Origin of the sequence: Mycobacterium sp. 2YAF39 (assembly GCF_052114565.1) — a bacterium.
GTDB lineage: Bacteria > Actinomycetota > Actinomycetes > Mycobacteriales > Mycobacteriaceae > Mycobacterium.
In genome coordinates this window covers 179,147-201,579 of the sequence record NZ_JBFREZ010000001.1, presented here as the reverse complement: position 1 = coordinate 201,579, position 22,433 = coordinate 179,147, and the positions used below count along the sequence as shown (strand labels likewise).

Sequence of the window (22,433 nt, the reverse complement as noted above, 5' to 3'; positions counted from 1 at the left end):
ATTCGATGTATGACATTCGAATTGGTCATTCGCAACGGCACCATCGTGGACGGCCTGGGCGGTGACCCCTACATCGGCGATGTCGCGGTCTCCGACGGCGTGATCGAGGCGGTTGGCGCCGTGGAAGGCACTGGTGAGCGGGAGATCGACGCGACGGGCCTGCTCGTCACACCCGGCTTCGTCGACCTGCACACGCACTACGACGGCCAGGCCATCTGGAGCGATCGCATGACGCCGTCGTCCGCGCACGGTGTGACGACCGCCGTGATGGGCAACTGCGGCGTGGGCTTCGCCCCGTGCCGCCCCGAGGACCACGACGTGCTCGTCGACGTCATGGCCGGCGTCGAGGACATCCCTGGCGTCGTGATGGTCGACGGGCTGCCGTGGACGTGGGAGACGTTCCCCGAATTTCTCGACGCGCTCGACTCGCGCCGCCGTGACATTGACGTGGCCGCTTTCCTTCCGCACTCCCCGCTGCGGGTGTACGTGATGGGGCAGCGCGGGGTGGACCGCGAGCCCGCAACCGACGAAGACCTTTCGCTGATGCGCAAACTCGCGGCCGAAGCTGTGCGGGCCGGTGCGCTCGGCTTCGCATCATCGCGCCTGACCCTGCACAAAACCATCAAGGGACAACCGATCCCGAGCTACAACGTGGACTATGCGGAGATCGAGGCGATCGCGCGCGGCGTGGACGACGCCGGCGGCGGGCTGCTGCAGTTCGTGCCTGACCTGATGGCGGGTGACTACGAAGCGTCCCTTGGCGCGGTGTTCGACGTCGCGGGCGTTGTCGGGCTACCCGTGACGTTCACGATGGCGATCGGCAACGCAGGCCCGCCGATCCACCTCGACGCGCTGACCATGGTGGAGAAGGCCAACGCGAACGGCGGAGACGTCACCGGCCAGATCTTCCCGCGGCCCATCGGTCTGATCCTCGGCCTGGATCTGTCGGGTAATCCGTTTGTGATGTACCCGTCCTACCAGGAGATCGCGGACCTGCCGCTGGCCGAACGCGTCGCCAAGATGCGCGACCCGCAAGTGCGCGAACGCATTCTCACCGATACCCCGAGCAGCGACGGACATCCGTTGATGTTCGCCGCCCAGGCGTGGAACTACATGTTCCCGCTCGGCGATCCGCCGAACTATGAACCGGCGGCGTCGGATTCGATCGGTGCACGGGCCTCCGCGCGCGGGGTGAATCCGTTGGAGGAGGCATACGACCGCCTTCTCGACGACGACGGTCACGCGATGCTGCTGGTCACTTTGGCCAATTTCCGCGACCAGTCTCTGGACACCGTCGCCGAACTCATTCAGCGCGACGACGTAGTGCTCGGTCTCGGCGACGGCGGTGCGCACTACGGAATGATCTGCGACGCAAGCTTTCCCACGTACCTGCTGACACACTGGGTCCGCGACCGCGAGTCAGGACGGCTATCGCTCACGCAGGTCATCAAGGAGCTCACGTCAGTACCCGCCCGGATCGGCGGGCTGAACGACCGTGGTCGCCTCGCCGTCGGGTACAAGGCGGACATCAACATCATCGACGCCGCTGCGATGCGTCTGCATCGGCCGACCGTCAAATCCGATCTGCCCGCGGGCGGTCGCCGCCTGGACCAGACCGCCGACGGCTATGTGATGACGATGGTGTCCGGTGAGGTCATCAGCGAGAATGGCGAACCGACCGCCGCCCGTCCCGGCAAGTTGATCCGCGGCCGCCAGCCCGCACCGGCGAGCGCATGAGCAGAGTCTCTCCCGTCGCTCCGCCGTGGAGCGACGAGGACGCCGCGGGCATCACCAGCTGGGGACATCCCGACCGGACATATGAACCCCTGCTGCTGGTGCGGTGCCTGCAGCGGCACCCCAATCTGGCGTCGCGGCTGCGCAAGCTCGGCGAATCCCTTTACATCGAAGCGCTTTTGCCGGCGCGGTTGCGCACGATCGCGATTCTCCGGATATGCGCACTGGTGCGCTGCGAGTACGAATGGGGCGGACAGGCCGCGTTCTGGGGCCCGATCGCGGGCGTCAGCGACGAGGAATGCGACGCACTGGTCACCGGCAGCGCCGAGGACCAGCGGTGGGGCGATTCCGAACGGATGCTGATCGCGGCCGTCGACGAATTGGAGAGCACCGGATCGTGGTCCGAGCAGACATGGAATCGACTGGGAGACAGCCTCACTGATGAGCAGCGACTGGAATTGCTGATAGCCGTCGGCTGGTATCGCACCATCTGCACACTGTGCAACGGGATGGCGCTACCGACCGAAGGCTGGATGCGACGGTGGCCGGAGTCAGCCCACTGACCTACGGTCGCGGCGCAGGGCCGGGTGGTTACCGGCGAGCGTCTTGAGCAACACCGGCCGCGGAAGTGCTTGCATCAGACGGGTACTGAGCACATTGCGCTTGCCCGCGATCACCGATCCACGATCATGCTCGAGCGCGTCGACACCGGCCCTTGCCACGTCGCGCGACGGCATCCATAGGAACTTCGGAAACGCGGCCTCGAACTTGTCCTCGTCCATACCAGCCGATTTCACGAACTCTGTGCGTACCGGCCCCGGGCACAAGGTCGCGACGGTGACGCCCGTGCCTGCCAGCTCACCGCGCACGCCCTCGGTGTAGGTGTTCACGAAAGCTTTTGTGCCCGCGTAGCCGGCCTGTCCCGGAAACGGGTGGAAGCCCGCGGTGGACCCGACGTTGAGGATGGCACCGCGGCCACGCGGCACCATCTGCTGGACCGCGCGCGTGGTCAGGTCGATCACGGCCTCGACGTTCACGCGCACCTGAGCGATTTCGGCGGCGGGTGTTGACCGCTCGATCGCGCCCATCGTGCCGATACCCGCGTTGTTCACCAGGATGTCGATGGTCAGACCACGGCCCTCGATCTCGTCGAACAGCGCGGCGCGCGCATCGGGGTCGGCGACGTCGCAGGCGATCACCTCGACGCGCACGGCGTCGCCCAGTTCGGCGGCCAGATCGCGCAGCTTGTCCTCGCGGCGCGCGACCAGCGTGACGCCGTGGCCACGGCCCGCGAGCTCACGGGCGATATCTGCGCCGATTCCCGACGATGCTCCGGTCACGACAGCGGTGGTGGTGGGCGAGGGCTTCGGTAGCGGCATGGGTTGACGCTAGCTCAGCGGGTGACGACCACCTTGCCGGTCATCCGTCCCGTCTCGACATCGCGGTGCGCTTCGCGAAAACCGGCCGCCGTGAACTCGCCAATCGTCTTGGTGACCGTCGTACGCAGTGCGCCGTCATCGACGAGTGCCGCGGTACGGGCCAGCAGGCGCTGCTGCTCGATCATGTCCGGCGTCTCGAACATCGAGCGGGTGAACATCAGTTCCCAATGCCACGCGATGCTCTTCTGCTTGAGTTCGAGCAGGTCGAGGCCCGGTGGTTCGTCGATCGCGGTGATGTGGCCGAACGGCCTGACGATCGCGGCGTAGTCGGTGATGTTGTCCTTCGAGTGCGGAGAGAAGAGGTAGTCGACGCCGCCGGGGGCGACAGCGAGCGCCTCCTCGCGCAGGTTGTGGTGGTTGATGACGGCGTCGGCGCCCATGCGTTCGGCCCATGCACGCGACGCGTCGCGGCTCGCCGTCGCGATCACTCGGACGCCGGTCAGCGCCTTCGCCAACTGGATCATGATGGAGCCGACCCCGCCCGCGGCCGCGAGCACCAGCAGGTCGCCGGTCGAGTCCTTGGTCAGGCCGAATCGATCGAACAGCGTCTCCCACGCGGTGATGGTCGTCAACGGCAGTGCCGCCGCATCGGCGAACGACAGCGACGTGGGCTTGCGCGAGACGATGCGCTCGTCGACCGCCTGGAACTGGGCGTTGCTGCCCTGACGTGTGAGGTCGCCTGCGTACCAGACCTCATCGCCGACGGACAGCGTTTCCACCTGCGGCCCAACGGCTTCCACCACCCCGGCGGCGTCGTACCCGAGAATGGCAGGTGCGGACGACGGCTTCAGATCGGCGCGCACCTTGACGTCGGCGGGGTTCACCGAGACGGCGAGCACACGGACCAGCACGTCTCGCGGTCGGAGTTCGGGCACGTCGACAGTGACATCCAGCAGGGCTTCGTCGTCATCGATGGGCTTGGCGGCGAACGATCCGATCGCGGTCATCGTGGTCATGTTTTCGCTCAACGCCGGGGTGCGGCATAAAACTTCCCCTCGGCTCGTATCCTCGGCTTATGAGCGTCAAGGTGGATCTGGACAAACTCGCCGACGCGCTGGCGGATTACACGTTCGGCTATCTGATCACCGTCGGCGACGACTACCGCGCGCACACCGTCGCTGTCGAACCGGTGCTCACGGCGGGCGCATTCGATGTCGGCCAGATGGGGTCGGGCACCCGCCGCAACGCAGGCGAGCATCCCGACGTCACCGTCGTGTGGCCACCGGCCGAACCCGGCGGGTACACCCTGATCGTCGACGGCCGCGCCGAACTATTCGATGACGGAATGAAAGTCGTCCCGACCCGCGCGGTCATGCATCGCAGGGCCACATCGGACTCCGCCGCAACGAGCCCCGACGGTCTTCACGACTGCCTGCCCCTCAAGAAATAGCCCGCTCGCCGGGTGTGGGCTTGTGTCACGCTTTTCGCGAGATAGCGTGCGGGTAACCCACGTTCGGCGCGGAGTAGGAAAGAAAAAGCCCCGACTCGCCAAGCGAGCCGGGGCTTTTCCGTTGGACAGACTTAGAAGTCCATGCCGCCCATGCCACCGGTCGGGTCGCCCGCAGGTGCGGCCGCCTTCTCCGGCTTGTCGGCGACAACGGCCTCGGTGGTCAGGAACAGCGCCGCGATGGACGCCGCGTTCTGCAGCGCCGAACGCGTCACCTTGACCGGGTCGGCCACGCCAGCCTTGAGCAGGTCCTCGTACTCGCCGGTGGCGGCGTTGAGGCCAACACCCGGCTTGGAATTGGTGACCTTCTCGGCGACAACGCCGGGCTCGAGCCCACCGTTGAAGGCGATCTGCTTCAGCGGAGCCGACAGCGCCACGCGGACGATGTTGGCGCCGGTGGCCTCGTCACCCGTGAGCTTCAGCTCGTCGAGCGCAGGAGCCGACTGCAGCAGCGCAACGCCGCCACCGGCGACGATGCCCTCTTCGACGGCGGCCTTCGCGTTGCGAACGGCGTCCTCGATGCGGTGCTTGCGCTCCTTGAGCTCCACCTCGGTGGCAGCTCCGGCCTTGATCACCGCAACACCGCCGGCCAGCTTGGCCAGGCGCTCCTGCAGCTTCTCGCGGTCGTAGTCGGAGTCGCTGTTCTCGATCTCGGCGCGGATCTGGGCCACGCGGCCCGCGATGGCGTCGGAATCGCCGGCACCCTCGATGACCGTGGTCTCGTCCTTGGTCACGACGACCTTGCGGGCCTGACCAAGCAGCGCGACGTCAGCGGTCTCGAGCGAGAGGCCGACCTCCTCGCTGATGACCTGGCCACCGGTCAGGATCGCGATGTCCTGCAGCATGGCCTTACGGCGGTCACCGAAGCCAGGTGCCTTGACGGCGACGGACTTGAAGGTGCCACGGATCTTGTTGACCACCAGGGTGGAGAGGGCTTCGCCCTCGACATCCTCGGCGATGATCAGCAGCGGCTTGCCCGACTGGATGACCTTCTCCAGCAGCGGCAGCAGGTCCTTGACCGTCGAAACCTTCGACGAAACGAGCAGGATGTACGGATCCTCGAGGACCGCTTCCTGACGCTCGGCGTCGGTGACGAAGTAACCCGAGATGTAGCCCTTGTCGAAGCGCATGCCTTCGGTGAGCTCCAGCTGCAGGCCGAAGGTGTTGGACTCCTCGACGGTGATGACACCCTCGTTGCCGACCTTGTCCATGGCCTCGGCGATCAGCTCGCCGATCTGGACATCGCCCGCGGAGATGGCGGCGGTGGCAGCGATCTGCTCCTTGGTCTCGACCTCTTTGGCCGACTTGAGCAGCGTCTCGGTGATCTTCTCGACGGCCTTCTCGATGCCGCGCTTCAGGCCGAGCGGGTTGGCGCCGGCGGCCACGTTGCGCAGACCCTCGCGAACGAGTGCCTGAGCCAGAACGGTGGCGGTGGTGGTGCCGTCACCCGCGACGTCGTCGGTCTTCTTGGCGACTTCCTTGACCAGCTCTGCGCCGATCTTCTCGTACGGGTCCTCCAGCTCGATCTCCTTGGCGATGGACACACCATCGTTGGTGATCGTGGGGGCGCCCCACTTCTTCTCGAGGACGACGTTGCGGCCCTTGGGGCCCAGCGTCACCTTTACCGCGTCGGCGAGGGCGTTGAGTCCCCGCTCGAGGCCGCGGCGGGCCTCTTCGTCATACGCAATTGTCTTGGCCATTGCGAAGTGATTCCTCCGTTAGGGGATGGCACGTTTGTTGGTCGGGCTCGGTGCCCGCGACGGACGACTGGGGTGTGCTCCCGCAGGTGCGGCCCCGGTCTCACCTTCCCGACCTAGCACTCACCGATCGCGAGTGCCAGTTCTATTTTTAGCACTCGGCCATGGCGAGTGCAAGGTCGCTACCGGGTCCGCAGCCCGTCCACGATCACCTCAAACAGTCGCTTGGCCCCCGCAGGGCGATAGGCCTGCATGGCCTGGGATCCGACGACCAACGCCTTGAGGTCGCGCACGTCCACATCGCGGCGCACGGTTCCCGCGTCCTGCGCCGCGCGTAACAGCTCGTCGAGTAGACCGAGAAACAGCTCTTCTGCCTCTGGCATAACCGTGGCGACGTCGATGCCCTGGCCCGCGAGCGCGTCGGTCAATCCCTGATCGGTGGCGCCCCAGTCGAGGACCATCGACCGAAGAAAGTCGAAGAGCGCCTCCCCGCGGTCCCCGCCGTCCGCCAGCGCACGGCCGTTGTCGACGATCCCGCGGATCCGGTTTTCGACGACGGCCCGGTACAGATCCTCTTTCGTCGGGAAGTGCCGGTAGACCGTCCCCGCGCCGACGCCGGCGCGCCTGGCGATCTCGTCTATCGGCACCGCGAGCCCATCCGCGGCGAAGGTCTCGTAGGCGACCTCGAGCACGCGAGCGCGATTGCGGGCCGCGTCTGCGCGCAGCGGTCGCTCGGTTTCGGTCATGTCTCCCTCGGGAATGGACTAAGCGGGGCGCGCGTTCCGTATGATCGGACGCAACCGGGGCGCACGCTCCGCTTAACACTTTACCGAGGAGACCTCATGTCCAAGTGGAACACCGCCGACATACCCGATCAGAGCGGACGTACCGCCGTCATCACCGGCGCCAATACCGGCCTGGGATACGAGACCGCGGCCGCGCTCGCGGCCAAGGGTGCGCACGTCGTACTCGCCGTCCGCAATCTCGACAAGGGCCGCGAAGCCGTACGGCGCATCGGCCAGGCCACCCCCGGGGCGAGTGTCGCGTTGCAGGAACTGGACCTGACATCGCTGGACTCCGTCCGCACCGCCGCCGACGACCTGCGCGCCGCAAACGACACCATCGATCTGCTGATCAACAACGCCGGCGTGATGTTCACACCCAAGTCGACCACCAAGGACGGCTTCGAATTGCAGTTCGGCACAAACCATCTGGGCCACTTCGCCTTCACCGGTCTGCTGCTCGACCGCGTGCTCGCCACGCCGGGCTCGCGCGTGGTGACCGTGAGCAGCACCGGTCATCGCCTGATCGACGCCATCCGCTTCGACGACCTCCAGTGGGAGCGCGGCTACAACCGGTTCCGCGCATACGGGCAGTCCAAGCTCGCCAATCTGCTGTTCACCTACGAATTGCAGCGGCGACTGGACGGCACCAAGACCATCGCCACCGCGGCGCACCCCGGCGGATCCAACACCGAGTTGATGCGTAATCTCCCGCGGCTGGTACAGCCGTTGACGGCACTGGCCCGGCCGTTCTTCCAGGGCGCCGATATGGGTGCGCTGCCGACCCTGCGGGCGGCAACCGATCCGAACGTCGTCGGCGGGCAGTACTTCGGCCCCGACGGTTTCGCCGAACAGCGCGGATACGCCACGCTCGTCCCATCCAACGCCGCCTCCCACGACGTCGACGCGCAAAAGCGACTATGGGCGGTGTCGGAGGAACTGACGAAGGTCGTCTATCCGGTCGGTTAACCGGTCAACTGCGGATGGGTGCGTAGAAGCTCGGCAGCGAACGCGCGGTTCGCGTGGACAGGGGCATGCTGGCATCTTGCTGAAAGATGCGCGCCCCAAAGGCCTTTCACTACTAGAATCGCCAGTGATGTCACTCTGGGATCCCCGCAACGTGCCACCGTATCCGCCGGTCCGCTTCACCAAGGACAAACCCGAAGTCAGCGCGCGGATGCGACGCGCGCCCGAGAACGGCGGGCCCGGCGCGGACTACGACTCGTTCGGCCTGGTGAAGTACCACTACCTGGCCAACCAGCAGGCGACCGACGGTGACTACGGCCTGTACCGGGTGGAGATCGCGCCGAAGGGCGGCGGACCGGGCCCGCACTTTCATCGGGCGATGTCCGAGGCGTTCTTCGTGTTGTCCGGCACCGTCAAGCTCTACGACGGCAGCGACTGGATCGACGGTCATCCGAACGACTTCTTGTATGTGCCACCAGGCGGCATCCACGGTTTCCGCAACGAAGCCGACTTGCCTACTTCGATCTTGATGCTGTTTGCTCCGGGGGCGCCGCGGGAGCACTACTTCGAGGGCCTGGCTCAGCTCGGCGAAATGAGCGACGAGCTACGCCGGGAATGGTTCATCAAGAACGACAACTTCTTCATCGAATAGCACTTGGCGCCAAGCGCTTTGCCAGATACGGCGCCGTGCGGCTGCGCTTCGCGCGTGCGACCTTCTCCGGCGGCCCTGCCGCAACGACTCGACCGCCGTCGTTTCCCGCGCCCGGCCCCAGGTCGACCACCCAGTCCGCACCGGCGACCATCCGCATGTCGTGTTCGGCCACCACCACGGTATTGCCCGCGTCGACGAGGCGGTGCAATTGAAGATCCAGCAGATCCACGTCGGCGGGATGCAGCCCCGTCGAAGGCTCGTCGAGGACGTAGAGGGTATGTCCCCGCCGTGGCCGTTGCAGTTCGGAAGCGAGCTTGATCCGCTGGGCCTCGCCACCCGACAGCTCGGTCGCGGGTTGTCCGAGTCGTAGATATCCCAGCCCGACCTCTTGCAGCGTGGTCAGGCTGCGCGCCGCGGCCGCGACGCCTGCGAGAAACTCCGAGGCCTCGTCGACCGTCATCGCGAGCACGTCGGCGATCGTGCGGTCGCGGTAGCGCACCTCCAGCGTCTCGTCGGAGTAGCGCGCGCCTCGGCACTCCGGGCATGTGGAGTACGTCCCGGGCAGGAACAACAATTCGACGGAAACAAACCCCTCCCCCTGACAGGTGGGGCAGCGGCCTTCGGCCACGTTGAACGAAAACCTGCCCGCGGTCCAACCGCGGCGACGCGCTTTCGGGGTGGCTGCGAATTCGCGGCGCACGGCGTCGAACAAACCGGTGTAGGTCGCCAGCGTCGATCGCGGTGTGCGTCCGATGGGACGCTGGTCGACCGATACCAGCCGGTTGATCTGCTCGACCCCCTCGGCCGTCACACCGACGCTCGCGTCGTGGTCGAGATCGATGATCTCGGTGTCGGCGTCGTCATCGTTGGATTCGGCCTGCTCGACTGCGCGTCCCGTGCCGAGATGGATGTTGACGACATCGCCGAGGACCTTGACGACGAGCGTCGACTTGCCTGAACCGGACACCCCGGTGACCGCGGTGTACACCCCCAGTGGCAGATCCACGTCGAGGTCCCTCAGATTGTGGAAGCAGATCCCGCGCAGCCGCAACTGCCCCGACCGCGTGCGGCGTTGACGAGACGGGAGCCCCGCCTCGTCGAAAAGGTATCTGCGAGTGACCGACCCCTCGATGTCGGCGAGACCTGGCACCGGCCCGCTGTAGAGGACGTCCCCGCCGAGCTCTCCGGCCCCGGGTCCGACGTCGACGATCCAATCGGCACGGCGTACCACGTCCATATCGTGCTCGACGACAAACAACGAATTGCCCGCCCGCCGGAGGCGATCCAGCACGTCGAGTAGCGGCTCGGCATCAGCGGGGTGCAGTCCAGCCGACGGCTCGTCGAGCACGTAGAGCACGCCGAAAAGGCCGGCACGCAGTTGAGTCGCCAGCCGCAACCGCTGCAATTCGCCCGGTGACACCGTCGGAGTGCGGCGACTGAGCGTGAGATAGCCGAGACCGAGATCGATGAGTATCTGCAGGCGCGCGACGAGGTCGGCGGCGATCATTGTTGCGACTTCAGTCAGCTCACCGGATTTCATGGACTCGTAGGCGGCAGCGGCATCGGTGCGGCCAGCCGTCGGGCGCAGTGTGTCCGCGAGGTCGGCCAGCGGCATCGCCGCATAGTCGGCGATGTTGCGTCCGGCGAATGTCACCTTCAGGGCCTCCGGCCGCAGCCCGGAGCCGTCGCAGCGCGGGCATTCGACGCTGTCGACGAACTGCAGCACGCGGCGGCGCATCATCGCGCTGTGCGAGTTGGCCAACGTGTGGCGGACGTGGCGCTCGGCGCTGGAGAACGTGCCGTTGTAGTAGTAATCGGCCTGAACGGGGTGCTGGCCCGGGTCAATCTCGACGGTCGGCTGCTCCTCGGTGAACAGAATCCAATCGCGTTGCCGCTTAGGTAGTTTCCGCCAGGGCCTATCGATGTCGTAGCCGAGCGTGACGAGTATGTCCCGCAGATTCTGGCCCTGCCACGCCCCCGGCCATGCGGCGACGGCGCCTTCGCGGATGGTCAGCGATGGGTCTGGTACCAAAGTCTCTTCGGTCACCCGGTGAATCCGTCCGAGCCCGTGGCACTCGGGACACGCACCGACTGCGGTGTTTGGGGAGAACGCGTCGGAGTCCAGTCGTTCCGTGGCTCCGCGGGGGTACGTTCCGGCGCGGGAGAAAAGCATCCTCAGCAAGTTCGACAGGGTGGTGACGGTGCCGACCGTCGACCGCGAGGTCGCCGAACCGCGGCGCTGCTGCAATGCGACGGCGGGCGGCAGCCCGGTGATGTCATCCACCTTCGGCGCGCCGGTGGGCAGCAACAGGCGTCGGGCGTACGGAGCGACCGATTCGAAGTAGCGGCGCTGCGCCTCGGCATAGATGGTCCCGAAGGCGAGTGACGACTTGCCGGATCCGGAGATCCCGGTGAACGCCACCAGCGCGTCACGCGGCGCTGCGACGTCGACACCCCGTAAGTTATGCACTCGCGTCCCGAAAACGCGCACGCAGGGGTCGATCTCGTCACTGCTCGGGTAGGACTTTTCTGACATCGTGGGCTAATGAGTACCCACCCTGCCACCCGGCAAGCGTGAGTTTGCTGCTCGGACACGGCCAGAGGCTGCTCAATCATTCCCGTGTACAGCTCCGCGCGGGCGCACAACCGGTACCGGTTTGCCTTCTGCCCAGCGAAACGCTGACCTCGACGACTCGCTCTCCAGTAGAGATGCGAACCCGTAATCCGTTGCGCTAGTCTGATGTCCGATCAGTGAGGAGCTTTGGGTGCGGGCTTATGCAGCGCCCGACACCCAGGCTTTGCGGGGCTGGCAGCGTCGGGCATTGGTGCGGTATCTTACCGCTGCGCCGCGCGATTTCCTTGCGGTCGCGACCCCCGGATCGGGTAAGACGGCGTTTGCCCTGCGGGTTGCTGGAGAGCTGCTTACCGAGGGCGTCGTCGACAAGATCACCGTCGTCGTGCCGACCGAACATCTCAAGATCCAGTGGGCGCTGGCGGCGTCCGGTGTCGGTATCGCACTCGACCCGAGGTTCTCCAACTCGTCGGCACAGACCTCCTCGGAGTACCACGGCGTCGTCGTCACATACGCACAGGTGGCCAGCCATCCGACGCGTCATCGGGTGCGCACCGAGAATCACCGCACACTCGTCGTGTTCGACGAGATCCACCACGGCGGCGACGCGAAGAGTTGGGGCGAGGCGATCCGCGAGGCGTTCGGCGACGCCACGCGACGCCTGTCGCTGACCGGCACGCCGTTCCGCAGCGACGACAGCCCGATTCCCTTCATCAACTACGAGCGCGGCGCCGACGGCTTGATGCGCTCGCAGGCAGACCACACTTACGGCTACAGCGACGCGTTGGCCGACGGCGTGGTCCGGCCTGTGGTGTTCATGGCCTACTCGAGTGAGTCACGGTGGCGCGACAGCGCCGGCGAAGAACACTCGGCGCGGCTCGGCGAGCCACTGAACGCCGAGCAGACGGCACGAGCCTGGCGCACCGCGCTGAACCCGGCCGGTGAGTGGATGCCCGCGGTGATCGCGGCCGCCGACAAGCGGCTGCAGCAGAAGCGTCAGCACGTGCCCGATGCCGGCGGCATGATCATCGCCTCGGACCAGACCGCCGCGCGTGCATACGCCGAGCTCCTGACCCGGCTCACCGGTGAGGCGCCCACGCTCGTGCTGTCCGACGACAAAGGTTCCTCCGACCGCATCTCCGCCTACTCGCAGGGCACCAGCCGTTGGCTCGTCGCGGTGCGGATGGTCTCCGAGGGCGTGGACGTCCCGCGGCTGGCGGTAGGGGTTTATGCGACGAGTGCGTCGACCCCGCTGTTCTTCGCTCAGGTGATCGGCCGCTTTGTCCGGTCCCGTCGGCCCGGTGAGACGGCGAGCGTGTTCCTTCCCTCGGTGCCCAACCTCCTGCATCTGGCAAGCGAGATGGAAGCGCAGCGCAACCACGTGCTCGGCCAGCCGCACCGGGAGTCCGAAGGCTTCGACGACGATCTGATCGCGGACGCCGCGAAGCAGAAGGACGAGTCCACCGACATGGACAACGGCTTCGAGATGCTGGGCGCCGACGCGGAGCTGGATCAGGTGATCTTCGACGGCTCGTCCTTCGGCACGGCGACGCCCGCGGGCAGCGAAGAAGAGGCCGACTTCCTCGGTATCCCCGGCCTTCTCGACGCCGAACAGATGCGCGATCTGTTGCGGCGCAGGCAGGACGAGCAGATTTCAAAACGGACCGCATCCGGCGAAGCGCCCCGGCCGTCGAAACACGGACAGCTGCGCGAACTCCGGCGCGAACTCAACACGCTGGTGTCGATCGCACATCACCGCACCGGTAAACCGCACGGCTGGATCCACAACGAGCTGCGCAGGCTCTGCGGCGGCCCGCCCATGGCGGCCGCGACGTCGGACCAGCTGAGCGCGCGCATCGAAGCAGTGCGCGGCCTCTAGTCCGATAGTGGCTGAAGCTCGAAGGTGAAATCGAGCTCGCCGATACGCACATGGCACCCGTCGACCATGGGGGCGCTTCCGCGAACTCGAGTGTGGTTCAGTTCAACTCCGTTCGCCGAGCCGGCATCGATGAGCATGAAGCTGGTGCCGGTGTCGATGATCACCGCGTGGTGCCGACTGACCCTCGGATCCGACAGGACGATGTCGTTGTCAGACCGCCGCCCGATCCTGGTGGACGTGCCCTTCACCCGAAAGCACTCGCCGTTGGGTGCCCTCAGCTGCGCGCGCGCCTTGCCGGTGTTGATCGCGGTGCGGTTCGCCAGGCTGATGAAAGTGCGCGTGATCGTGTTTTCGGATGCTGCCACGGCATCCATCGGCTCCTGCCGCAGGATCCGTGCGTGAAGATCTCGTAGCGGCGGACTGGGGTCGATCCCGAGTTCGTCGGCCAGAATCGTCTTGAGCCGCTGATAGGCATCGAGGGCATCCGACTGTCGCCTCGAGATGTAGTAGGCAATCATCAACTGTTCCCATGCCGGCTCCCGGAACGGATGCTCGGTCACCAGCCGCTCGAGATCGGAGATGACGGTCTTGGCGCGCCCGCATGCGATCTCGGACTCGGCGAGCGCGATGTGGGTGGCGACCCTGTCCTCGGACATCGCGGTGGCGAATACCGAAACGAAGTCGAAACCACGGAGGTCCTCGAGCACGTGGCCGCGCCACTGGGCCAGCGCGGCCGAGTAGTGCCTGCTCGCGTCATTGAAGCGACCGGCCGTGGCGGCCTGAACCCCTTGGTTCTTCTCGTGGATGAACCGGCCGAGGTCGACGTCCAACTCCGCGATGTTCAGCCGGTACCCCGGCGACACCTTCTCGAGCGTGCTCTTACCGTCAACGCCGACGGTCCCGAGCAGGCGCCGCAGATTGGACACATACGCATGAAGGCTCGCGCGGGCCTCCGACGGGGCATCCTCACCCCAAACGGCGTTGATCAGTGAATCGGCAGCCATCGGCCTGTTGCGATTCATCACCAGATATGCCAACACCGCCCGTTGTTTCGGCGTGCCGATCGGCACCGTGGTGCCGTCGACAGACAGCTGCAACGGCCCGAGAAGGCCGAAGCCAGGGCCCCTCTGCGGCATTGGCTGCCCTACCCCTCAGCGAGAAATGACGTCAGCCAACGATACGACCTAGAGCACTACGGCTCGGCCAGCGCGGCCGGGTTCCTCAGCGAATTGTCCAGGTGTTGCGCCCCGAACGGCGGAACTCGTCGCCGTACGACCAGGTTGATCGCTAGAACCCCAGCAATCGCGGCAGGTCAGCGACCGAACTCAGGACGTGATTGGGCTGCATCGCGAACTCGTCGGCGGCCCAGCGGTCCAGCGTGTCCTGGCGGAACTTGCCAGTGCGCACCAGCACTCCGGTCATGCCGACCACCTGTGCGGGCAGCACGTCGTTGTTGAGGTCGTCGCCGATCATGTACATCTCATCGGGGTCGACGCCGAGGCGGCTCGCGGCGGCGAGAAATCCTTCGGGCGCGGGCTTGCCGACGGCGGTGGCTTTGCGCCCGGAAGTCTGCTCCATACCGATCAGGTACATGCCGGTATCCACGCGCAGACCATCGGTCGTGGTCCATGCCGTGCTGCGGTGCATCGCCACGACCGGGACCCCCTTGGCCATCCAGTCGTACACCCACGACAGCGTCAGATGGCTGTACTCCGGCCCGGCGCCGCCGAGCAGCACCACGTCGGGGGTGTCCGGGGCCCCGGGTCCGGCGAACTCGCTCGAGTAGACGATGTCGATGCCGGGCATGTCCTCGGCGATCTGACCGCTGTTGACCAGGAAGCATCGCGCATCGGGGTAGTTGTGCCGAACATAGTCCGCGGTCAGCACGGCCGCCGTGATCACTTCGTCGGCGCGCACGCTCATCCCCGCCTCGGTGAGCAGCTCGGCGATCTGCACCCGGGTCTTGGTGGTGGTGTTCGTCAGGTACGAACATGCGATCTGATGGTGGGCCAAGGTCTGCAGCGTTCCCGCGGCGCCGTCGATCGGTTTCCATGAGGTCACCAGGACGCCATCGATGTCGAACAGCACGCCACCGATCGCCATGGCCCCGACAGTAAACGGCAGATGAATCAGTGCAACTCGGGGCTAGGAGAAATCAACGGCCCATTTGCTGCCTGCGACCCACGGCGACGCCTCCGCAGCAACGGACCACGCGATGGCTGCGGGTACATCGACCACCTGGTAGTGCTTGACGCCGGCCGCGGTGGCGGCGATCAGTGTGGCCACGCCGGCCCGGCGCTGCATGAAGGTCTGGCGCACCGTCCATCCGATGATGCCGGGGGCGGCGATGCAATCACGCCTGCGTTGCAGACTTCCGGTCCGCGCGACCAGCCAGCCGTCACCCACCCGGTGTCCGAGTGACCGCGACCGGTCGACGGCCAACAGCGCACAGCAGATGGTCAGCAGCGTCAGCGCCATCCATGCCCAGCCGGGCACCGGCGCGACCACCAGCACCACCGCTGTCAGCGCGGGCAAGACAAACGCACGCGTCCAGCGTCTGCGGGTCGCGGCGGGCCCGTGACGGCGAAGCGCTCCGCTCACCGCGTCCGGTCGCGCGATCAAATCGGCCAGAACCGTCTCCGCGGTCGACTTCGGGCACGGCGGCAACAACATCGACGCTTCGCCCGAGCCGTCGACCCCCGTCATCACCGCATCCAGCCGCGCCCCGCCAAACAGCCTGACCAGCAACGGCTCCCGCAGTGTTCCGCCTCGCAACCTGCGCATGTCGAACGTATGCTCCCGCACCCGCAGCAGACCGTGTCTCAGGTGCAGAACGTCGGCGTCGCGACGCAGATCAAGATTCGCGTACGTCAGCAGTGACTGCAGGACCGACAACACCGACGATGCAAGCAGCACCACGACCGTGCCACCGGCGATGGTCGCCGCCAAACCGTAGCGGTCTGCCACGGCGGCGCCGGACTGTTCTAATCCTGAATTTCGCAGGGCCGCAGCGGCTCCCACCTGATACGCCACGGCGACGGCGGCGGCGATCATCGCGAGACCGGCAAAGCTCAGCGGGCTGTATCGCAACCAGGACGGCTGCCACTTGGCGAGTGCCCGCCCCGCTGGCACCGGCTGGCCGACGTCGACCGTCAACGACTCAGCGAGCAGAAGGGCGCGCAGCCGGGGCGCCTCCGTGGCTGCCACCGCATCGAGTGCGAACGCGTCGTCGCCCTTGGCCTCCTGCCCGGTGCTCACCCTCAGTACCGTCAGACCGAGCAGCCGGTGCAGCAATCTGGAATCTGTTGATACCGAACGAATCCTGTTGCGCGGCAGGGATAGCGCCTTGCGCTGCAGGATTCCTTTTCGCAGCTGCACCTCGCCGGGGCCGATGCGGTAACTCGTGGTGAACCAGCGCGCGAGGCCGATGCCTATCGTCACCACGAGGACGGCGACGGCGAGGATCGGGTTGCCGGTCGCCGACCCAAGCACGAGCGTGCCGATGATCACCGGGATCTGCCGCAGCACCTCGTGCACCGGATGCACGAACAGCATGCGGGGGCTGAGCCGGCTCCAGTCAGCGTCGGTGTCTGTGGTCATGCCGGTACTCACGTCGCGTCCTCGCCCCCGATCGCAGCGATGTCGGTGAGCTGCGCGACGACGCGGTCGGCGACATCGACGTCCAGTGCGACGATGCGCACCGCGCCCGCGGACGACGCGGTGGTCACGGTGACGTTGGCGAGGCCGAACATGCGATCCAGCGGTCCGCGTTCGGTGTCGACGGTCTGCACCCGCGATATCGGGGCGATGCGACGTTCCTGCACAAGCCATCCCGAGCGGGTGTACACCGCATCGGGACTGACATCCCATCGGTGGACGCGGAACCGCCACAACGGCACCACGACGACGAACACCAGGACACCGACGACCGTGGCCGCCGAGGCGACCGCGTTCAGCCACCACCTGCTGTGGTCGATCACGAACCACACCACCTGCCCCAGCGCCGCGACCGTCCACGGAATCGCCGCGCCCAGCGCCCACACCATCGGCGCCTTGTGGCTCGGCGGATTCGCGGGGTCCTTCAGGTTCACGGGGCTCACGATTTCTCGAGACTCAGGCATTGGCTCACGCCGAACACCTTCAGGGTCAGCAGCGTGCGCGCCGGGATCAGGTCCACGACGTCGGCCGTCGAGACTAGCGAAGGCCGACCGACCCGGACGTGTTCACCGCGGGTCACCACGGTGGCGGACCCGGCGTCGAGGACATTGCGCAACCAGTCGGTGCGCGAGCCGTAGGGCAGGGCGATCAACAGCGTCGTCGTGGTTTCGATGATGTCGACGGGCGTCTCGTAGGTTTTTCCGGATTTGCGTCCAACATGCTCGATGACCGATGTCTGCGTTCCCGCAGTTCCTGCGGTGCGCATCACGCGCGGGTTCGTCACCGATCGGTTCATCCGCCGCACGGTGTCCACCACCGGACTCACCTGCCATCGCATGCCTGCCACCAGGAGTCCCAACAACACCGCGCAGACACCGACCAGGCTTCCGACAATCAGGGCGAGCACTCGCATAGAACGAAACTATCCGGCGACGCGGGGTGAGTGCGCCTGAGTATGTTGATCGCATGAGCGCCAAGTGGACCGCGGACGATGTGCCGGATCAGACCGGTCGGGTTGCGATCATCACCGGCTCGAACACGGGAATCGGCTACGGAGCTGCGGCTGTACTCGCCGCCAAGGGCGCACACGTGGTGCTGGCCGTGCGCAACCTCGACAAAGGCAGCCAGGCCGCCGAACGGATCACGACTGCGAGCCCCAACGCCACCGTCACGCTGCAAGAACTGGACCTGACCTCGCTGGAGAACATTCGCACCGCGGCCGACGAACTGCGCGCCACGTTCCCGCGCATCGATCTGCTGATCAACAACGCAGGCGTGATGTACACGGACAAGGCGAGCACCAGGGACGGTTTCGAGCTGCAGTTCGGCACCAACCACCTCGGCCACTACGCCCTCACCGGACGGCTGCTCGACCACATGCTGGGTGTCGAAGGCTCCCGGGTGGTGACGGTCAGCAGCGTCGGCCACCGGATCCGGGCCAGGATTCATTTCGACGACCTGAACCTGGACCGCAACTACAACCGGGTTGTGGCCTACGGCCAGTCCAAACTGGCCAACCTCTTGTTCACCTACGAGCTGGCGCGACGGCTGGCCGCCAAAGGGGCGCCAACGATCGCGACCGCCGCGCACCCTGGCGCGGCGGACACCGATCTGCTTCGCAACATGCCGGGCGGCATCCGGCAGGTCAGCCAGTTCTTCTGGTCGACCTTCATCGCGCAGAACGCCGATATGGGGGCAGAGCCGACATTGAGGGCCGCGGCCGATCCGAGTGTGCAGAACGGGCAGTACTTCGGCCCCGGCGGGTTTGGCGAACAAAAGGGTCACCCGAAAATCGTTGCCTCGAGCCCGCAGTCACACGACGAGGACATCCAGCGCCGGTTGTGGACGGTGTCCGAGGAACTGACCGGCGTCACCTACCCCCTGTGATCGCATGAGCAACTGGACAGCGGCACACGTACCGGATCAGTCCGGCCGCACGGCGATCATCACCGGCTCGAATACGGGCATCGGCTACGAGGCCGCGGCCGTGCTCGCCGCCAAGGGCGCACACGTGGTGCTTGCGGTACGCAACACCGAAAAGGGCGGCGAGGCCGCCGAGCGGATCAAGAGCGCGAGCCCCCATGCCGTCGCCTCAGTGCAGGAACTCGATCTGACCTCGCTCGAGAGCATCCGTGCGGCGGCCGTCGCACTGCGCACCGCCCATCCGCGCATCGACCTGCTCATCAACAACGCCGGCGTCATGCACACCCCGAGAGCCGCGACGAAGGACGGCTTCGAGCTACAGTTCGGCACCAACCATCTCGGCCACTTCGCGCTCACCGGTCAACTGCTGGACAACATGCTGTCCGTCGAGGGGTCGCGGGTCGTGACGATCAGCAGCCAGGCCCACCGCTTCCGCGGCGCCATCGACTTCGACGACCTGCACGCGGCGAAGAAGTACGACCGGGCCGCCGCGTACGCCCGGTCCAAGGTGGCCAACCTGATGTTCACCTATGAATTGGCGCGGCGGCTGGAAAGCAAAGGGGCACAGACGATCGCGACGGCCGCCCACCCCGGCAGCTCGAACACCGAACTGACGCGCAACTACCCGGCCCTGTTGCGGGCGCCCACCGAACTCGTGTGGGGGTTGATGGCGCAGAGCGCGGAGATGGGTGCGTTGCCGACGCTGAGGGCGGCCACCGATCCCGGTGTGCGCAACGGCGAGTATTACGGCCCCGGCGGCCTGGGCCAACAGCGTGGCTATCCGAAACGCGTTGAGTCCAACACATACTCATACGACGAGGAAGTTCAGCGACGGCTATGGGACGTGTCCGAGAAAACGACCAACGTGACCTATCCCGTCTGATGCGCTCCGTCGAGGAACATCGTCGCGCAGTGGCCGCACTCATCACGTCCAAGCCTGCGGCGACCGTGGCGATCGCCGATGCCCTTGGACTCGTACTGGCCGAGGACGTGGTGGCTCCGCTGTCGCTGCCCGGCTTCGACAATTCCGCGATGGACGGGTATGCCGTTGTCGCCGAGGACATCTCGGGCGCGACGGCAGAGCAGCCCGTGCTTCTTCCCGTCGCCGAGGACATCCCGGCCGGCCGGACCGATCCACTCACGCTCACACAGGGAACCGCGCACCGCATCATGACCGGTGCGCCGCTGCCAAGCGGCGCCACCGCCGTGATCCCCGTCGAGGCCACCAACGCCGCCACCGACACCGTCGAGATCCGTGCGAGCGCGAAACCGGGCCAGCACATCCGCCGTGCCGGCGAGGACGTCACCGCGGGCACCACGGTGCTGCGGGCCGGCCAGCTCGTCACGCCCGCGGCGCTCGGACTGGCCGCCGCGCTCGGCCTCGGCGAGTTGACGGTCATCCCGCGCCAGCGGGTGCTGGTGATGTCGACGGGCACCGAACTCGTCGCGCCGGGCACCCCACTCGCCCCGGGCCAAATCTACGAATCGAACGCGGTGATGCTCGCCGCGGCGCTGCGCGACGCAGGTGCCGAGGTGGTGGCCGCACCGACGACCGGTGACGACGTCGCCGTGTTCCGTGACACCCTCGCGCGCCATAAGGGCGACGCCGACTTGATCATCACCACCGGCGGGGTGAGCGCAGGCGCCTATGAGGTCGTCAAAGACGCACTCGGAGCCGGGCAGGTGGAATTCGTCAAGGTGGCGATGCAGCCCGGGATGCCGCAGGGCTCGGGCGTCGTGGACGGCACGCCGATCATCACCCTGCCGGGCAACCCGGTCAGCGCGCTGGTGTCGTTCGAGGTATTCCTGCGCGCACCCCTGCGACGTGCGATGGGGCTTCCCAACGCCGAGCGGCCGCGGCGCTCGGCCGTCCTGACGGAGGACCTCACCTCACCGCGCGGTAAGCGCCAGTTCCGTCGCGGCGTGTTTGACGCCGATGCGGGCACGGTGACCAGCTACGGGCCGCCGGCATCGCATCACCTGCGCTGGTTGGCGTCGTCGAACTGTCTTTTGGAGATCGACGAGGACGTCGCCGAACTCGCCGGTGGATCCGATGTTCTTCTCTGGGACTTGGGATAGCCCTATTGGCGGCACATCTCGCCCGTAGAATCGGCCCACGATGGCCAAACGCCCAGACATTGAATCCGGCCCGGCACGGTTCGCCGCGCTGGTGCGCTCCACTATTCCTCCGATGCACCCTGCCGGACTCCCCTTCGTCGGCGCGAGTCTCGCGGTGGCCGCACTCGGCTACCGGAGTCGGTGGCTGCGCCGCGCCGGGCTGGCTTCCGCTGCGGCCAACGCCGCGTTCTTCCGGCATCCGCCGCGGGTACCGCCGGACCGCCCCGGCCTTGTCGTCGCGCCGGCCGACGGACTGATCTGCCTCATCGAGGAGGCGGTGCCGCCTGCCGAACTCGGTCTGGCCGCAACGCCATTGCCGCGTGTCAGCATCTTCTTGTCGATCTTGGACACCCACGTACAGCGCACCCCCATCAGCGGTGAGGTGGTCGCGGTCTCGCACCAGCCCGGAAAGTTTCACTCCGCCGAACTGGAGGCCGCCAGCGCGGACAACGAGCGCAACAGCGTGGTGATCCGTACTCCGGATGGTGTTGAGGTGATCGCGGTGCAGATCGCCGGCCTGGTGGCCCGCCGCATCGTGTGCGACGCCAAGGTGGGCGACAAGCTGACGATCGGCGACACGTATGGCCTGATCCGGTTCGGTTCGCGCCTGGACACCTACCTGCCTGCCGGCTCGAACCTCCTGGTCACTGTGGGTCAGCGCGCACTCGGCGGCGAAACGGTGTTGGCCGAGTTGCCCGCCGCCGGGACAGCTTCGTGATCAGACCCCGCGTCAAGGCGCCGGTGGTCAGCCTGCGCATCCTGCCCAGCGCGATGACCGTGGCCGCCATCTGCTTCGGTTTGAGTGCGGTCAAGTTCGCCCTCGACGATCGGCCGACCGAGTCGATGGCTTTCCTTGCCATCGCCGCGATTCTCGACGCGCTCGATGGCCGCATTGCCCGGATCCTGAACGCGACGTCGCGGATGGGTCAGGAGATCGACTCGCTCGCCGACGCCGTGAACTTCGGTGTCGCTCCGGCGTTCATCGTCTATGGGACGCTGCTCTCACACTCCCGTATCGGGTGGATCGTGGTGCTGCTGTACTCGGTGTGCATCGTGTTGAGACTGGCCCGATTCAACGCAATGCTCGACGTAGCCAAGCCCGACTATGAGAACAAGTACTTCGTCGGCATGCCCGCTCCTGCGGGTGCGATCGGGGCGATCGGTCCGCTGGCGGCGAAGATGCAGTTCGGTGAGGGATGGTGGACATCCGAACCCGTGGTGGTGATTTGGATAATCGGCGTCTCGCTGCTGGCGGTCAGTTCACTCCCGATGCGCAAGATCCATACCTTCTCGGTGTCGTCGAACATGATCCCGCCGCTGCTGGCGCTGCTGGCCATCGGCGTCGCGGCGTCGATTCTCTTCCCCTATCTGGTGATCCTGGCGATCATCTTCGGCTACGTCATCCACATCCCGTTCGCGATCCGGACCCGGCGCTTCCTGGCCGCCCATCCCGAGGTGTGGGACGACAAACCTCGACAGCAGCGGGCTGCACGACGGGCGATCCGCCGCGCGCAGCCGCACCGGCGGTCCGTGACGCGACTCGGATTGCGCAGGCCGGGCTCCTGAC

Annotated in this window: 21 protein-coding genes; 11 read left to right on the top strand and 10 right to left on the bottom strand. The window is 66.5% G+C overall.

Annotation, left to right across the window (positions count from 1 at the left end; genetic code table 11):
- The first annotated feature begins 9 nt into the window (after window positions 1–9).
- The gene (locus tag AB4Z42_RS00940; protein ID WP_442007255.1) at window positions 10–1,737 is read left to right on the top strand and encodes an N-acyl-D-amino-acid deacylase family protein; all 1,728 of its coding nucleotides are present in this window, start codon (window positions 10–12) and stop codon (window positions 1,735–1,737) included.
- A complete protein-coding gene (locus AB4Z42_RS00935; protein WP_442007254.1) occupies window positions 1,734–2,297 on the top strand; it encodes a carboxymuconolactone decarboxylase family protein in 564 nt (187 codons plus the stop codon). The genes AB4Z42_RS00940 and AB4Z42_RS00935 overlap by 4 nt, the downstream gene beginning before the upstream one ends.
- On the opposite strand, the gene AB4Z42_RS00930 is transcribed toward AB4Z42_RS00935, so the two are convergent.
- Both AB4Z42_RS00930 and AB4Z42_RS00925 read right to left on the bottom strand, forming a co-directional pair.
- Entirely contained in the window at window positions 2,286–3,113 is an 828-nt protein-coding gene (locus AB4Z42_RS00930; protein WP_442007253.1) for an SDR family NAD(P)-dependent oxidoreductase, read from the bottom strand. The two genes, AB4Z42_RS00935 and AB4Z42_RS00930, sit on opposite strands and share 12 nt — an antisense overlap.
- A 14-nt stretch (window positions 3,114–3,127) precedes the next feature.
- Window positions 3,128–4,129: a zinc-binding alcohol dehydrogenase family protein gene (locus AB4Z42_RS00925; protein ID WP_442007252.1), complete on the bottom strand. Its 1,002-nt coding sequence runs from the start codon at window positions 4,127–4,129 to the stop codon at window positions 3,128–3,130.
- 59 nt (window positions 4,130–4,188) lie between these two features.
- On the opposite strand from AB4Z42_RS00925, the gene AB4Z42_RS00920 reads away from it, so the two are divergent.
- Window positions 4,189–4,563: a pyridoxamine 5'-phosphate oxidase family protein gene (locus AB4Z42_RS00920; RefSeq protein WP_442007251.1), complete on the top strand. Its 375-nt coding sequence runs from the start codon at window positions 4,189–4,191 to the stop codon at window positions 4,561–4,563.
- A 131-nt stretch (window positions 4,564–4,694) separates the two neighbouring features.
- On the opposite strand, the gene groL is transcribed toward AB4Z42_RS00920, so the two are convergent.
- Complete coding sequence (gene groL / locus AB4Z42_RS00915) at window positions 4,695–6,320, bottom strand: chaperonin GroEL (RefSeq protein ID WP_442007250.1); 1,626 nt, start codon at window positions 6,318–6,320, stop codon at window positions 4,695–4,697.
- 179 nt (window positions 6,321–6,499) lie between these two features.
- On the bottom strand, window positions 6,500–7,063 hold the full coding sequence (locus tag AB4Z42_RS00910) for a TetR/AcrR family transcriptional regulator (protein WP_442007249.1): 564 nt from the start codon (window positions 7,061–7,063) through the stop codon (window positions 6,500–6,502).
- Between the two features lie 96 nt (window positions 7,064–7,159).
- Between AB4Z42_RS00910 and AB4Z42_RS00905 the strand changes: the two genes are divergently transcribed.
- Together AB4Z42_RS00905 and AB4Z42_RS00900 are read left to right on the top strand one after the other, a co-directional pair.
- Entirely contained in the window at window positions 7,160–8,068 is a 909-nt protein-coding gene (locus AB4Z42_RS00905) for an SDR family NAD(P)-dependent oxidoreductase (RefSeq protein WP_442007248.1), read from the top strand.
- A gap of 127 nt (window positions 8,069–8,195) precedes the next feature.
- Complete coding sequence (locus tag AB4Z42_RS00900; protein ID WP_442007247.1) at window positions 8,196–8,717, top strand: cupin domain-containing protein; 522 nt, start codon at window positions 8,196–8,198, stop codon at window positions 8,715–8,717.
- Here AB4Z42_RS00900 and AB4Z42_RS00895 read toward each other — a convergent pair.
- Entirely contained in the window at window positions 8,707–11,253 is a 2,547-nt protein-coding gene (locus AB4Z42_RS00895; protein WP_442007246.1) for an ABC transporter, read from the bottom strand. The genes AB4Z42_RS00900 and AB4Z42_RS00895 overlap by 11 nt on opposite strands.
- 229 nt (window positions 11,254–11,482) lie before the next feature.
- On the opposite strand from AB4Z42_RS00895, the gene AB4Z42_RS00890 reads away from it, so the two are divergent.
- Window positions 11,483–13,168: a DEAD/DEAH box helicase gene (locus AB4Z42_RS00890; RefSeq protein WP_442007245.1), complete on the top strand. Its 1,686-nt coding sequence runs from the start codon at window positions 11,483–11,485 to the stop codon at window positions 13,166–13,168.
- Here AB4Z42_RS00890 and AB4Z42_RS00885 read toward each other — a convergent pair.
- The 5 genes from AB4Z42_RS00885 to AB4Z42_RS00865 form a co-directional block, all read right to left on the bottom strand.
- Window positions 13,165–14,304 carry a BTAD domain-containing putative transcriptional regulator gene (locus AB4Z42_RS00885; protein ID WP_442007244.1) on the bottom strand — a complete coding sequence of 380 codons (1,140 nt, stop codon included), beginning with the start codon at window positions 14,302–14,304 and terminating at the stop codon, window positions 13,165–13,167. The two genes, AB4Z42_RS00890 and AB4Z42_RS00885, sit on opposite strands and share 4 nt — an antisense overlap.
- A gap of 151 nt (window positions 14,305–14,455) precedes the next feature.
- Window positions 14,456–15,271, bottom strand: coding sequence for an HAD-IIA family hydrolase (locus AB4Z42_RS00880; RefSeq protein WP_442007243.1), 816 nt, complete (start codon window positions 15,269–15,271; stop codon window positions 14,456–14,458).
- Between the two features lie 42 nt (window positions 15,272–15,313).
- The gene (locus AB4Z42_RS00875) at window positions 15,314–16,768 is read right to left on the bottom strand and encodes a PH domain-containing protein (RefSeq protein ID WP_442008065.1); all 1,455 of its coding nucleotides are present in this window, start codon (window positions 16,766–16,768) and stop codon (window positions 15,314–15,316) included.
- An 8-nt stretch (window positions 16,769–16,776) separates the two neighbouring features.
- Entirely contained in the window at window positions 16,777–17,259 is a 483-nt protein-coding gene (locus tag AB4Z42_RS00870; protein ID WP_442007242.1) for a PH domain-containing protein, read from the bottom strand.
- Window positions 17,260–17,264: 5 nt separating this feature from the next.
- Entirely contained in the window at window positions 17,265–17,738 is a 474-nt protein-coding gene (locus tag AB4Z42_RS00865; protein WP_442007241.1) for a nitroreductase family deazaflavin-dependent oxidoreductase, read from the bottom strand.
- Window positions 17,739–17,791: 53 nt separating this feature from the next.
- Between AB4Z42_RS00865 and AB4Z42_RS00860 the strand changes: the two genes are divergently transcribed.
- The 5 genes from AB4Z42_RS00860 to pssA are packed head-to-tail and all read left to right on the top strand — an operon-like array spanning window position 17,792 to window position 22,432.
- Window positions 17,792–18,712 (top strand): SDR family NAD(P)-dependent oxidoreductase, encoded by a 921-nt coding sequence (locus AB4Z42_RS00860; protein ID WP_442007240.1) that lies wholly within the window; start codon window positions 17,792–17,794, stop codon window positions 18,710–18,712.
- A 4-nt stretch (window positions 18,713–18,716) separates the two neighbouring features.
- Complete coding sequence (locus AB4Z42_RS00855) at window positions 18,717–19,631, top strand: SDR family NAD(P)-dependent oxidoreductase (RefSeq protein ID WP_442007239.1); 915 nt, start codon at window positions 18,717–18,719, stop codon at window positions 19,629–19,631.
- Window positions 19,631–20,827, top strand: coding sequence for a molybdopterin molybdotransferase MoeA (moeA, locus tag AB4Z42_RS00850; RefSeq protein WP_442007238.1), 1,197 nt, complete (start codon window positions 19,631–19,633; stop codon window positions 20,825–20,827). Before AB4Z42_RS00855 ends, moeA begins: the two co-directional genes overlap by 1 nt.
- Window positions 20,828–20,867: 40 nt before the next feature.
- Window positions 20,868–21,584: a phosphatidylserine decarboxylase gene (locus tag AB4Z42_RS00845; RefSeq protein ID WP_442007237.1), complete on the top strand. Its 717-nt coding sequence runs from the start codon at window positions 20,868–20,870 to the stop codon at window positions 21,582–21,584.
- Window positions 21,581–22,432 carry a CDP-diacylglycerol--serine O-phosphatidyltransferase gene (gene pssA / locus AB4Z42_RS00840; RefSeq protein ID WP_442007236.1) on the top strand — a complete coding sequence of 284 codons (852 nt, stop codon included), beginning with the start codon at window positions 21,581–21,583 and terminating at the stop codon, window positions 22,430–22,432. The genes AB4Z42_RS00845 and pssA overlap by 4 nt, the downstream gene beginning before the upstream one ends.
- The last annotated feature ends 1 nt before the right edge of the window (window position 22,433 follow it).

Coding starts and splice junctions, on each gene's coding strand:
- AB4Z42_RS00940 (WP_442007255.1), top strand. CDS start 10: ATGACATTCGAATTGGTCATTCGCAACGGCACCATCGTGGACGGCCTG.
- AB4Z42_RS00935 (WP_442007254.1), top strand. CDS start 1,734: ATGAGCAGAGTCTCTCCCGTCGCTCCGCCGTGGAGCGACGAGGACGCC.
- AB4Z42_RS00930 (WP_442007253.1), bottom strand. CDS start 3,113: ATGCCGCTACCGAAGCCCTCGCCCACCACCACCGCTGTCGTGACCGGA.
- AB4Z42_RS00925 (WP_442007252.1), bottom strand. CDS start 4,129: ATGACCACGATGACCGCGATCGGATCGTTCGCCGCCAAGCCCATCGAT.
- AB4Z42_RS00920 (WP_442007251.1), top strand. CDS start 4,189: ATGAGCGTCAAGGTGGATCTGGACAAACTCGCCGACGCGCTGGCGGAT.
- groL (WP_442007250.1), bottom strand. CDS start 6,320: ATGGCCAAGACAATTGCGTATGACGAAGAGGCCCGCCGCGGCCTCGAG.
- AB4Z42_RS00910 (WP_442007249.1), bottom strand. CDS start 7,063: ATGACCGAAACCGAGCGACCGCTGCGCGCAGACGCGGCCCGCAATCGC.
- AB4Z42_RS00905 (WP_442007248.1), top strand. CDS start 7,160: ATGTCCAAGTGGAACACCGCCGACATACCCGATCAGAGCGGACGTACC.
- AB4Z42_RS00900 (WP_442007247.1), top strand. CDS start 8,196: ATGTCACTCTGGGATCCCCGCAACGTGCCACCGTATCCGCCGGTCCGC.
- AB4Z42_RS00895 (WP_442007246.1), bottom strand. CDS start 11,253: ATGTCAGAAAAGTCCTACCCGAGCAGTGACGAGATCGACCCCTGCGTG.
- AB4Z42_RS00885 (WP_442007244.1), bottom strand. CDS start 14,304: ATGCCGCAGAGGGGCCCTGGCTTCGGCCTTCTCGGGCCGTTGCAGCTG.
- AB4Z42_RS00880 (WP_442007243.1), bottom strand. CDS start 15,271: ATGGCGATCGGTGGCGTGCTGTTCGACATCGATGGCGTCCTGGTGACC.
- AB4Z42_RS00875 (WP_442008065.1), bottom strand. CDS start 16,768: ATGACCACAGACACCGACGCTGACTGGAGCCGGCTCAGCCCCCGCATG.
- AB4Z42_RS00865 (WP_442007241.1), bottom strand. CDS start 17,738: ATGCGAGTGCTCGCCCTGATTGTCGGAAGCCTGGTCGGTGTCTGCGCG.
- AB4Z42_RS00860 (WP_442007240.1), top strand. CDS start 17,792: ATGAGCGCCAAGTGGACCGCGGACGATGTGCCGGATCAGACCGGTCGG.
- AB4Z42_RS00855 (WP_442007239.1), top strand. CDS start 18,717: ATGAGCAACTGGACAGCGGCACACGTACCGGATCAGTCCGGCCGCACG.
- moeA (WP_442007238.1), top strand. CDS start 19,631: ATGCGCTCCGTCGAGGAACATCGTCGCGCAGTGGCCGCACTCATCACG.
- AB4Z42_RS00845 (WP_442007237.1), top strand. CDS start 20,868: ATGGCCAAACGCCCAGACATTGAATCCGGCCCGGCACGGTTCGCCGCG.